Origin of the sequence: Pseudomonas sp. GM49 (assembly GCF_000282355.1) — a bacterium.
In the GTDB taxonomy this organism is placed as follows: domain Bacteria; phylum Pseudomonadota; class Gammaproteobacteria; order Pseudomonadales; family Pseudomonadaceae; genus Aquipseudomonas.
Genome location: NZ_AKJL01000254.1, coordinates 18554 through 30800, shown reverse-complemented (window position 1 = coordinate 30800; position 12247 = coordinate 18554). Strand labels below are relative to the sequence as shown.

General features: G+C 61.2%; 8 protein-coding genes. 4 read left to right on the top strand and 4 right to left on the bottom strand.

Annotation, left to right across the window (positions count from 1 at the left end):
- Positions 1–1050, top strand: a 1050-nt coding sequence (locus PMI29_RS07465; RefSeq protein ID WP_008001556.1) for an aldehyde dehydrogenase family protein, incomplete at its 5' end; no start/stop codon positions are given.
- 124 nt (positions 1051–1174) lie between these two features.
- On the opposite strand, the gene PMI29_RS07470 is transcribed toward PMI29_RS07465, so the two are convergent.
- Positions 1175–2182 (bottom strand): Ldh family oxidoreductase, encoded by a 1008-nt coding sequence (locus PMI29_RS07470; RefSeq protein ID WP_008001554.1) that lies wholly within the window; start codon positions 2180–2182, stop codon positions 1175–1177.
- A 474-nt stretch (positions 2183–2656) separates the two neighbouring features.
- Between PMI29_RS07470 and mexE the strand changes: the two genes are divergently transcribed.
- The 3 genes from mexE to PMI29_RS07485 are packed head-to-tail and all read left to right on the top strand — an operon-like array spanning position 2657 to position 8532.
- Positions 2657–3910: a multidrug efflux RND transporter periplasmic adaptor subunit MexE gene (mexE, locus tag PMI29_RS07475; RefSeq protein ID WP_008001552.1), complete on the top strand. Its 1254-nt coding sequence runs from the start codon at positions 2657–2659 to the stop codon at positions 3908–3910.
- 12 nt (positions 3911–3922) lie between these two features.
- Positions 3923–7111 (top strand): efflux RND transporter permease subunit, encoded by a 3189-nt coding sequence (locus PMI29_RS07480; RefSeq protein WP_008001550.1) that lies wholly within the window; start codon positions 3923–3925, stop codon positions 7109–7111.
- Positions 7111–8532, top strand: a complete 1422-nt coding sequence (locus PMI29_RS07485; RefSeq protein WP_008001548.1) for an efflux transporter outer membrane subunit — start codon at positions 7111–7113, stop codon at positions 8530–8532. Before PMI29_RS07480 ends, PMI29_RS07485 begins: the two co-directional genes overlap by 1 nt.
- Positions 8533–8749: 217 nt before the next feature.
- Here PMI29_RS07485 and PMI29_RS07490 read toward each other — a convergent pair whose 3' ends face one another.
- Genes PMI29_RS07490 through PMI29_RS07500 form a run of 3 tightly spaced genes read right to left on the bottom strand, consistent with a single transcriptional unit; the run spans position 8750 to position 12045 of the window.
- On the bottom strand, positions 8750–9715 hold the full coding sequence (locus tag PMI29_RS07490; RefSeq protein ID WP_008001546.1) for an HlyD family secretion protein: 966 nt from the start codon (positions 9713–9715) through the stop codon (positions 8750–8752).
- Positions 9716–9719: 4 nt separating this feature from the next.
- Positions 9720–9920 carry a DUF1656 domain-containing protein gene (locus PMI29_RS07495; RefSeq protein WP_008001544.1) on the bottom strand — a complete coding sequence of 67 codons (201 nt, stop codon included), beginning with the start codon at positions 9918–9920 and terminating at the stop codon, positions 9720–9722.
- A complete protein-coding gene (locus PMI29_RS07500) occupies positions 9910–12045 on the bottom strand; it encodes an FUSC family protein (RefSeq protein ID WP_008001543.1) in 2136 nt (711 codons plus the stop codon). Before PMI29_RS07500 ends, PMI29_RS07495 begins: the two co-directional genes overlap by 11 nt.
- Positions 12046–12247: the final 202 nt, after the last annotated feature.

Sequence of the window (12247 nt, the reverse complement as noted above, 5' to 3'; positions counted from 1 at the left end):
GCCGGTTGCCCGGTGGTATTCAAGGCCCACAGCGGGCACATGGCAACCGCCGAATGCGTGGCCAATGCGATCCTGCGCGCCGCCGAGCAGACCGACATGCCCAAGGGTGTGTTCAACATGATCTACGGTGCTGGTGTCGGCGAAGCGCTGGTCAAGCACCCGGCGATTCAGGCCGTCGGTTTCACCGGCTCGCTCAAAGGTGGCCGTGCCCTTTGCGACATGGCCGCCGCACGGCAACAACCCATCCCGGTGTTCGCCGAGATGAGCAGCATCAATCCAGTGTTGGTATTGCCCGAAGCCTTGCGTGCGCGCGGCGAGAAAATCGCCGCTGAACTGGTGGCATCGGTGGTCCAGGGTTGCGGGCAGTTCTGCACCAATCCGGGGTTGGTAATTGGTATTCGCGCCCCTGAATGGACGGCGTTCACTGCGCGACTAAGCAACCTGATGGCCGAACAACCGGCGCAAACCATGCTCAATGCTGGCACCCTCGGCAGCTATGAAAAAGGGGTGCAGGCGTTACTCGAGCATCCGGGCGTGACGCACCTGGCGGGTCACGACCAGCAGGGCAATCAGGCGCGGCCGCAACTGTTCAAGGCCGACGTCAGCCTGCTGCTCAATGGGGATCCGCTGCTACAGGAAGAAGTGTTCGGGCCGACCACCATTGTCGTTGAAGTGGCGGACAAGGTTGAGCTGCGGCAGGCGTTGAACAGTTTGCACGGGCAACTTACTGCGACATTGATTGGCGAAGCATCGGATCTTCAGACCCATGCCGACCTGCTGATACTGCTGGAACAAAAAGTCGGCCGGGTGCTGTTCAACGGTTACCCCACCGGGGTCGAAGTCTGCGATGCCATGGTCCATGGCGGGCCTTACCCTGCAACCTCCGACGCCCGTGGCACGTCGGTTGGCAGCCTGGCCATCGATCGATTCCTGCGTCCGGTGTGCTACCAGAACTGCCCGGACGCCTTGCTACCCGACGCCTTGAAAAACGCCAACCCGCTGGGGATTGCACGGCTGGTGGATGGCCGCAGCCAACGCGAGCCGGTTTAACAACACGACCTCCTGTGGGAGCGAGCCTGCTCGCGATAGCGGTGTGTCAGTCGACGAAAATGTTGAATCTGATGCCCTCATCGCGAGCAGGCTCGCTCCCACAGGATTGAGCACTTTGATTCAATCAGGCGAGCAAGGCCTTGAGGTCGTTGTACAGCGCCTCGGGAATTTGCACGCCTTCCACCAGGCTGCGTACCCGCGCCGCGTAACGTCGTTGCGACGGTAAGCGTGCGCCCTGCCCTTCAATACCCTGGAACAACGTTTCGGCCCGGGCCAAATGTTCTTCAGTGGCGTCCCCCAGAAAGCGCCGAGGGTCCAGGGCGATGATCAACTCGCCATGGTACGGCGACGACTTGCTGCCCCCGTCGTAGGCCAACGACTCGGCACTGGTCAGGTCACCAATCAGCGGCCCGGCAATCAACTCCACCATCGCCGCCAGCGCCGAACCCTTGTGCCCGCCGAACGTCAGCATCGCGCCGCTGTCGAGCACCACGTTGGCGTCGGTGCTCGGCTGGCCTTTGGCGTCGACGCCCCAACCTTCGGGAATCGCCTTGCCGGCACGCCGGTGCAGTTCGATATCACCACGGGCGATCGCGCTGGTGGCGAAGTCGAACACAAACGGATCTTGCCCCGCACGCGGCCAACCGAAGGCAATGGGATTGGTGCCGAACACCGGTAGTCGTCCTCCAGCCGGCGCCACCCAGGCGTGGCTCGGATTACACGCCAGTGCCACCAGACCGACAGCAGTCAGCTGCTCGATCTCCACCCACAGCGCCGAGAAATGTACACAGCGGTTGATTGCCAACGCCGCAATGCCGTTGGCCCGGGTTTTCTGCGCCAGCAACGGCAACCCCGCCTGAAATGCCAACTGCGAAAACCCGCCGCCAGCATCCACCCGCACAATCGACGGCGCCTGGTCGATCACCTGTGGCTCGGCATCGGCTGACACCTTGCCGGCCCGCAGGGAATTCACACACCCCAGAATCCGGTACAAACCGTGGGAGGCACAGCCATCACGTTCGCCAGCAATCACCGTCGCCGCCACCGCTTGTGCATGGGCCAGATTAAAACCGTTGTGCAACAAGATCGATTCGGCCAACTCACGGGCTTCGATCAGGGTCAGTCGGATCATGGTCATCTCCTTGGACAGACCGGTCAGAGTGGTCTATCCGAGGCGTTATGGCTTGATGGGTTTGGGCATTGGCGGTGACGAAATTGGCACAGCGCAAGCAGTTGGCCCCCGTTGAACCAATGGCTGATGACTGGTCCCTGATCCTGATTGTGTAGAAGACTGCTGGCCTCTTCGTCGGAACGCCGCCCGGAGCAAGCCCGCTCCCACATTGGTTCTGTGGTGTACATGATCCCCCTGTGGGAGCGGGCTTGCTCGCGAAGGGCACGACTCGGTCCCAAGCCTGATCTTTGCAGACGAGGTAACACACAATTGTCATCAACCCAATTGATCGCCGATTAATCAAAGGCGCAATCTAGACGGCTGGCTTGGGTCTTATATCATTCCGAATGATAGTTACCTTTGCCCCATTCGATTCGTGAGATACAACCCCGCCGCGCATCATTCGCCAATCTCAACACATTGGCGGATGCATCCATGGAACAGTCATTCAAACATTTGCGCTTCCCGTTGGCTTTGTTGGCCGTCGTGGTGATCAGCGCTTGCGGCAAGGCCCCGGAAACCGCCGCTACCATGCCCGCAGCCAAGGTCAGCGTGGCCAAGGTGCTGGAACAACCGGTCAACGAGTGGGACGAATTCACCGGCCGCCTCGAAGCTCCGGAAACCGTCGAGATTCGTCCACGGGTCTCCGGCCAGATCGATGAAGTGGCGTTCACAGAAGGTGCACTGGTCAAGAAAGGCGACCTGCTGTTCCAGATCGACCCGCGTCCGTTCCAGGCTGAGGTCCGCCGCCTCGAAGCACTGGTTGCACAATCGCGCGCCAATGCCACCCGCAGCGAAAACGAAGCCCAGCGCGGTGAGCGCCTGCGCACCAGCAACGCCATTTCCGCCGAGCTGGCCGATTCGCGTACCAGCGCTGCCCAGGAAGCCCGCGCCGCTGTCGGTGCCCTGCAAGCTCAGCTTGACCTGGCCAAACTGAACCTGAGCTTCACCCGCGTTACCGCCCCCATCAGCGGCCGCGTCAGCCGCGCGGAGATCACCGCCGGCAACCTGGTGACCGCCGACACCACCCCGTTGACCAGCGTGGTTTCCACCGACAAGGTCTACGCCTACTTCGACGCAGACGAGCGTGTGTTCCTCAAGTACACCGAACTTGCCCGCCAGGGCAAACGCGGCGCCACCACCCCGGTTTACATGGGCCTGTCCAACGAAGACGGCAACCCACACCAGGGCGTGATGAACTTCGTCGACAACCAGGTCAACCCCAAGACCGGCACCATCCGTGGTCGCGCCGTGTTCGACAACAGCGATGGCAGCTACACCCCGGGCCTGTATGCACGCCTGAAACTGGTGGGCAGCGGCACCTACAACGCCATGCTGATCAACGATGAAGCGGTCGGTACCGACCTTGGCAAAAAATTCGTGATCGTGATGGATGGCGACAACAAGACCGCCTACCGCGCGGTGGAGCTGGGTCCGAAGATTGAAGGCTTGCGTATCGTGCGCAACGGCCTGAACAAGGACGACACCATTATCGTCAAGGGCCTGCAACGGGTACGCCCCGGTTCACCGGTCACCCCTGAAGTGATTCCGATGGCCAGCGAACAAACCCTCGCGGCTCTCGCACAACAACGCCAAGCGCTGGAAGCCAGCAACCTGCCCCAAGTCGCGCCTGTCAGGGTTGCGCCGGGCACGGTTGTGAAACTGGCTGCCACGACCCCACGCGGTTAAGGGATTTTTACGATGAATTTTTCCCAATTCTTCATTTCGCGGCCGATCTTCGCAGCGGTGCTTTCGCTGCTGATCCTGATCGCCGGTGCGATCTCGCTGTTCCAGTTGCCGATCAGCGAATACCCGGAGGTGGTGCCGCCGACCGTGGTGGTGCGCGCCAACTTCCCGGGTGCCAACCCCAAGGTCATCGGTGAAACCGTGGCCGCTCCGCTGGAGCAGGCCATCACCGGCGTCGAGAACATGCTGTACATGTCCTCGCAGTCGACCGCCGACGGCAAGATCACCCTGACCATCACCTTTGCCCTGGGTACCGACCTGGACAACGCCCAGGTGCAGGTGCAGAACCGCGTGACCCGGACCGAGCCGAAACTTCCCGAGGAAGTGACGCGCATCGGTATCACCGTGGACAAGGCATCGCCCGACCTGACCATGGTTGTGCACTTGACCTCGCCGGACAAACGCTACGACATGCTCTATCTGTCCAACTACGCGATCCTCAACATCAAGGATGAGCTGGCGCGGCTGGGCGGTGTCGGTGACGTGCAACTGTTCGGCATGGGCGACTACTCGCTGCGTGTCTGGCTCGACCCGAACAAAACCGCTTCGCGCAACCTGACCGCAACTGACGTTGTAACCGCCATTCGTGAACAGAACCGCCAGGTGGCCGCCGGTGCATTGGGCGCTCCCCCTGCCCCGAATGCGCAAAGCTTCCAGCTCTCGGTCAACACTCAGGGCCGTCTGGTCAGTGAGGAAGAGTTCGAGAACATCATCATTCGCTCTGGCGACAACGGTGAAATCACTCGCCTGAAGGACATCGCTCGCGTCGAGCTGGGTTCCAGCCAGTACGCCCTGCGTTCGTTGCTGAACAATCAGCCGGCGGTGGCGATCCCGATCTTCCAGCGCCCGGGTTCCAACGCCATCGAGATCTCCAACGAAGTTCGGGCAAAAATGGCCGAGCTGAAGAAGAGCTTCCCCGAAGGCATGGACTTCAGCATCGTCTATGACCCGACGATCTTCGTACGCGGCTCCATCGAGGCTGTGGTCCACACCCTCTTCGAAGCACTGATCCTCGTGGTGCTGGTGGTGATCCTGTTCCTGCAAACCTGGCGCGCCTCGATCATTCCGTTGGTGGCGGTGCCGGTATCGCTGATCGGTACCTTTGCCGTGATGCATTTGTTTGGCTTTTCGCTCAACGCCTTGTCGCTGTTCGGCCTGGTATTGGCCATCGGTATCGTGGTGGACGACGCCATCGTGGTGGTGGAGAACGTCGAACGGAACATCGAGCTCGGACTGACGCCGGTCGAAGCCACCAAACGCGCCATGCGTGAAGTGACCGGCCCCATCATTGCGACGGCGCTGGTGCTGTGTGCGGTGTTCGTCCCCGCGGCATTCATCTCCGGGCTGACGGGCCAGTTCTACAAGCAGTTCGCCCTGACCATTGCCATTTCCACGGTGATCTCGGCCTTCAACTCACTGACCCTTTCGCCGGCACTGGCGGCGGTACTGCTCAAAGGTCATGACGCGCCGAAAGACCGTTTCTCCAAGGTGCTGGACAAGATTTTCGGTGGCTGGTTGTTCCGTCCGTTCAACCGCTTCTTCGAGAAGGCCAGCCACGGTTATGTCGGCACGGTTGCCCGCGTGATCCGCTCAAGCGGTATCGCCCTGCTGCTGTACGCCGGCCTGATGGTCCTGACCTTCTTCGGTTTTTCCAGCACCCCGACCGGTTTCGTACCGGGCCAGGACAAGCAATACCTGGTGGCCTTCGCGCAACTGCCGGATGCCTCGAGCCTGGATCGTACCGAAGACGTGATCAAGCGCATGTCCGACCTCGCCCTGAAACAGCCTGGCGTGGAAAGCGCCGTGGCCTTCCCTGGCCTGTCGATCAACGGCTTCACCAACAGCCCGAACGCCGGCATCGTGTTCGTGACCCTGAAACCGTTCGACCAACGTAAAGACCCGAGCATGTCCGCCGGTGCGATTGCCGGTGCCTTGAACGGCCAGTACGCGAACATTCAGGAAGCCTACATGGCGATCTTCCCGCCACCGCCGGTACAAGGCCTGGGCACCATCGGTGGTTTCCGCCTGCAGATCGAAGACCGGGGCAACCTGGGCTACGAAGAGCTGTACAAGGAAACCATGAACATCATTGCCAAGAGCCACAGCGTGCCGGAACTGGCCGGTCTGTTCACCAGCTACACGGTGAACGTGCCGCAGGTCGATGCCGCCATCGACCGGGAAAAAGCCAAGACCCACGGCGTGGCCGTCAGCGACATCTTCGACACCCTGCAGATTTACCTGGGTTCGCTGTATGCCAACGACTTCAACCGCTTCGGTCGCACCTATCAGGTCAACGTTCAGGCCGAACAACAGTTCCGCCTCGAAGCCGACCAGATCGGCCAGCTGAAGGTGCGTAACAACAAAGGCGAGATGATCCCGCTGGCGACCTTCATCAAGGTCAGCGACACCTCGGGCCCCGACCGCGTGATGCACTACAACGGCTTCATCACCGCTGAAATCAACGGTGCCGCCGCCCCCGGCTACAGCTCCGGCCAGGCCGAAAAAGCCATCGAGAAACTGCTCAAGGAAGAACTGCCGAACGGCATGACCTATGAATGGACCGACCTGACCTACCAGCAGATTCTGTCCGGCAACACCGCGCTGTTCGTGTTCCCGCTCTGCGTACTGCTGGCGTTCCTGGTTCTGGCGGCTCAGTACGAAAGCTGGAGCCTGCCGCTGGCGGTGATCCTGATCGTACCGATGACGCTGCTGTCGGCCATTACCGGGGTGATTGCCTCCGGTGGTGATAACAACATCTTCACCCAGATCGGCCTGATCGTACTGGTGGGCCTGGCCTGTAAGAACGCGATCCTGATCGTCGAGTTTGCCAAGGACAAGCAACTGGAAGGCCTCAACCCGCTGGCTGCGGTTCTGGAAGCCTGCCGTCTGCGTCTGCGGCCGATCCTGATGACCTCCTTCGCGTTCATCATGGGTGTTGTGCCGCTGGTGTTCTCCAGCGGTGCCGGTGCCGAAATGCGCCACGCCATGGGTGTAGCGGTGTTCTCCGGGATGCTCGGGGTGACTTTCTTCGGTCTGTTGCTGACGCCAGTGTTCTACGTACTGATTCGTAACTTTGTCGAGCGCGGCCAATCGCGCAAAGCCGCCAAGGCGCAGAAACTGGATAAGCAGCTGGAGTCTCATTGATGAGTTTGAAAGCCTTTCTGCCGAGCCTGCTGGTACTGGCCCTGAGTGCCTGTGCCGTCGGCCCGGACTACAAGACCCCAGCCACGGAACCGGCGAACATCACCACCGCCACCGATGGCGCGGCCGGTCAGAAAAACTTTGACCGTTCCCGTTTCGAAGGCATCTGGTGGCAGCAGTTCGAAGACCCGACCCTCAACCAGTTGGTGACCGAATCGCTCAAGGGCAACCGTGATTTGCGCGTCGCTTTTGCCCGCTGGAAAGCGGCCCGGGCCATCCGCGATGACATCAGCAACGACAACCTGCCGGTCGTCACCAGTCGTGTCAGCAGTGACCTGGGCAAGGGGCAGATTCCCGGCCAGACCACCGACCGGGTCAATAGCGAACGCTACGACCTGGGCCTGGACATGGCCTGGGAGATCGACCTGTTTGGTCGTATCCAGCGCAACCTGGAGTCGGCGAATGCCGAGCAACAGTCGCTTGAAGCCGATCTGTACCAGCTGCAAGTCACCATGATTGCTGAACTGGTGGATGCCTACGGTCAACTGCGCGGTGCACAACTGCGGGAAAAGATCGCCCTGGCCAACCTGGAGAACCAGCAGGAGTCGCGCAAGATCACCATCAACCTGCGTGATGCCGGCGTCGGCGATCAGCTCGATGTGGAACGTGCCGATGCCCGCCTGGCGTCGGTCGAAGCCAGCGTGCCGCAATTGCAGGCCGAGCAGGTTCGGGAGAAGAACCGTATCGCCACTTTGCTCGGTCAGCGCCCGGACAAATTGGCCGTGGACCTGAGCCCGAAAGACTTGCCGGCGATTGCCAAGGCCTTGCCGATCGGTAACCCGGGTGAACTGCTGCAACGCCGGCCGGATATTCTCAGTGCCGAACGCAGACTGGCCTCGGCCACGGCGCGTATCGGCGTGGCCAAGGCCGACCTGTTCCCGCAAGTCAGCCTCAGCGGCTTCCTTGGTTTCACCGCCGGGCGTGGTTCGCAAATCGGTTCCTCGGCGGCCAACGCCTGGGCGCTGGGCCCGAGCATCACCTGGGCGGCGTTCGACCTGGGCAGCGTGCGCGCCCGTTTGCGCGCCGCCGACGCGGATGCCGAAGGCGCCCTGGCGACCTACGAGCAGCAAGTGTTGCTGGCCCTGGAAGAATCGGAAAACGCCTTCAGCGACTACGGCAAACGCCAACAGCGCCTGATCTCGCTGATTCGTCAGAGCGAGTCCAGCCGCTCGGCCGCCGACCTGGCGGAAATCCGCTACCGCGAAGGCACCGCCGATTTCCTCGTGCTGCTCGACGCCCAGCGTGAACGCCTGGCCGCCGAAGACTCCCAGGCCCAGGCCGAAGTCGACCTGTATCGCGGCATCGTTGCGATCTACAAGGCCCTTGGCGGTGGCTGGCAACCGGAGACTGTCGCGAGCAATTAACCCGATGGTTTGAAGAGCTCCTTTGGTTGGCCGCAACCAACCAGTTTCTTTGCCCTGCGTCTCATTCGGTCGCGGGGTTTTTTTTGCCTTTTCAAAGGCAATGTAAATTCTTTGTGGGAGCGGGCTTGCTCGCGATGGACGTTAACGATGGCGCGTGTTTACTGACTAAACGCAGCGCTCTTGAGTCCATCGCGAGCAAGCTCGCTCCTACAGGGGGTTAATGCTGGTCCTTGGATTCGTGGTTTTCCTGGACGGTCACGGTGGCCGTGGTCCCCGCCCTGAGCTTGTCTTTACCGACATAGTCGGCATCGATCTCGATCCGTACCGGCACCCGCTGCGCCAGTTTGATCCAGGTGTAGCTGGGGTTGATATTGGCCAGCAGGCGGCCACCGGGCAGGTTTTCCCGGTCGGCAATGGCGAAGGCAATGCTCTGCACTTTGCCGCCGAACATCTCGCCACTCATCAATTCGATTTTGACCCGGTCACCCTCGCCGATCCGCGGCAACTTGGTTTCTTCAAAGTAACCACTGACATAGAACGATTCGCTGTCCACCAGCGCCAGCAATGGACCGCCGGCCGAGGCATAGTCGCCCTCCCGGGTCAGCAGATTGGTGACGTAGCCGGTCACCGGGGATACGACATGGGTACGCTGCAAATCGAGCTCGGACTGGGTCAACGCCGCGATGGCCAGTTGCACGTTGGCCTGGGCCAGCACCAGATTGGCCTGATTACGCAGCAAGTCAGCCTGGGCCACCGACACATCGGTGTTGGCTTTTTCCCACTCTTCGCCGGAAATCGCCGAACGATCCTTGAGCGTGCGCCGCCGTTGCTCTTCGCTCTGACGTTGTTTGAGCAATGCTTCGCTGGCGGTAATGGCCGCCTGGGCCTGCCCAAGTGAGGCTTTCGCTACCTCAACGGCACGTTTGGCATGCTCCACCGCAAGGGTGTAACGCGCCGGGTCGATCTCCAGCAGTGCCTGGCCCTTGTCCACGTGCTGGTTGTCCTGCACGGCCAGGCTGACGATTCGCCCCGAGACATCGGCGGACAAGGTCACCACATCGGCACGCACCCGGGCATCCCGGGTCCAGGGTGCGCGGGTGTAATGCTCCCAGGCGAACCAGCCCAGGATAAAGGCCAGCAGGACCACCGCCACCGTCGTGAGTCGGGAAAGGATGTTCTTCAAGGCATCAGGCTCCCATCACCAGAATCAATGTAGCGCAGACGCAGACGTACAACGCACCTTCGAACAATGCCTCGTGCCAGACAAACTGCAACACACCGAGGCGCCGCAACGTCCAGTCCAGCAACAGAAAAATCGGCAAGCCCAGCAGCAGCGCCTGGGCAATCGGGGGCAGATAGGCCCCCCCCACTTCCAGATCAATGGGCAAGGACTGGGTCTCCTTCAAGACCGGAGGGTTGAAAGTAGCCGCGATAACGCTCGACGAACGACACCACGATCAGCAGCGCCACCCGCATCCGGAACACCGACCACAAGCGCTCATGAACATCGGTATGCAGGGCGTCCAGGTCGTCGCCCAAGGCGTGCAGGCTATCAATCACCTGCGCCACTTCGACCCCGGGCCGACCGGCGACCAGCCTTCCCGTTTCCCGCACGGTCGAAAACAGACGAGTTTGCAGAGCCGGACTCAGTAACGCGTTGTTCTGCCCCTGCTGCCGGAGCTGATTCAAGGCAGTACCCAATGCCATGCAGCCCAGGCTGACCTGGAACCGCTCACGTGATTGTGGCTCCCGGGTCGCCGGCAGCAGCCCCAGCATCATGGTCAGGCGATCAACCATACGGCTCTCGAACGCAAACTGCTGCTCATCGGTCGCCGAGGTTTTCAGCAAGGCGTACACCTGCTCGCCGTTCTCTTTGTGGAGCCTGCGCATGCGCAAATCCGGCCTGAACGGAAAGATCAGCGCGTAGACACTCAAGGCCAGTACGGTCGCGCAGGTGTAAGCCCCGGCAAACTCAAACCACTGGATGGCGGTGTTTTGCCCAATCCCCACGTTCAACGGGCCGAGCAACAGAAAAGTCGTGAGTCCCAGGCCAATCCCGGTACCTGTGGTGGGTGGACTGGCCAGCCCCACCGCGACGGCGTAGAGCAAGGGCGCCAGCAGCAAGGCAAGCATCTCGAAGTTGCTGATCATCGGGACAAACATGAACTGAAGGAGCGCCGAGGCCACCAATGCCAGCCCGAATCCCCTCGCATAGCTTTGAACCGCCAGCAGCGGTCGGGGAAACGTCGACATCAGCGAGCAAAGGATGCCCACCAGCACCATCCCGCCTCGCGCACCGTCCCAGCCGGTTTCGATCCAGATCAGACCGGCTATCAATAGCGCGGAAAAGGCCCGGACGGCATTCATGGTCGCCAGGGTAAAGTCCAGATGCAACGGGTTTTCCCGCCCGCGAAACACACTGCTGGCGGGTCGCCCGCTCTGGATGGCATCGCTCAATTCCAGAATCTGCTCCAGTTGCTGCAGCAGACGCGCCTGCTCCCAGCGCAGCGACCAGGCCAGTGAACGCAAGGTGGCCGGTAGCGGCTCGGTCAATTGTTCGGCTCTGTACGCCAGCTCATCAAAGCGTTGTTGCAGCGAAGTGAAATGATGGCGTTTTTCACTGGATAGCGAACGCCCCTGTAGTGCCAGTTCATCGAGAAAGGCCAGTTCTTCGGCGCGTAACCGCTGAATCTCTTCAGGCAACTCACCCTCCCAGCGCTCGGTCAACAACAGCCGCTGATGGCGCAGAGCGGTCAGCCTAGCGGTCAACAACACCAGTTGGTTGCCCAATAGTTGCACCAGGCCATTGGCACTGCGTAACCGTGGGGCATCGAAGTACATGTGCCGGCGCACGCCCTCCAGGCCGCTGATCTGGCCCAACAGCTGCATTTGCCGGTGCTGGAAATCCGCTTCGCTCTCTTCGGTGCGGATGACGGCGCTGGCATGGGTGGCCAGCAACCGGGTGATTTGATCGATCCTGGCGAAGTAATCCCGGGCCACGGCTTCCGGCCTGGCGGTAAGCAGGCTGACCACGCACACACAGGCAACCGCCAGCAGCGTCTCGGTGACGCGGGTCACCGCCAGCAAAAACATGCCGTCCTGGTCCGGCACTGCCAGCAAGGCCACCACCACGGCGGTGTAGCCGCTGAGGACAAACGCCCCGGAACTGGTATAGCGCAACAAGGTGCCACCGGCGGTGCACAACGCCAGCCACAACGCCAGGGTGGTGATGAACGGCAGCGGCGCCTGGGGAAAGATCGCCATGATCAGTACCGCCACGGCCGCGCCCGTCGTGGTGCCGATCACCTGGCCAAAACTGCGCGCCAGCACCATGCCGCCCAGTGGCTGGCTGATGATGACCACGGCCATGATCGACCATTTTGGCTGGTCGAGATCGAACAGGAACGCCAGGTACAGGGTCAACAGCCCGGCCGCGATGGTTCTCAAGGCAAACAGCAACACCCCGGGCCCGGGGTTGAGCATGGCCTTGAAGTACTGCAGCAACGCTTGCATGGGAGCGCTCGAAGTGACACCTCCAGCAAGCGTAGTCACTGCTGCGGTGCCTCGAGAGGTTTTGCTGTCGACACAGCTTGCAGGCCCGTTGTTTGTCGGCTGAAGGGTTGTTCAACCGTTTGAATCGAGCGTGAACGTCGTCAAGGTTTGACTCAAAGCCGCGCCTGACCGAAGCTTGCGCCTTTGCAAAAGCTTGCCAGCT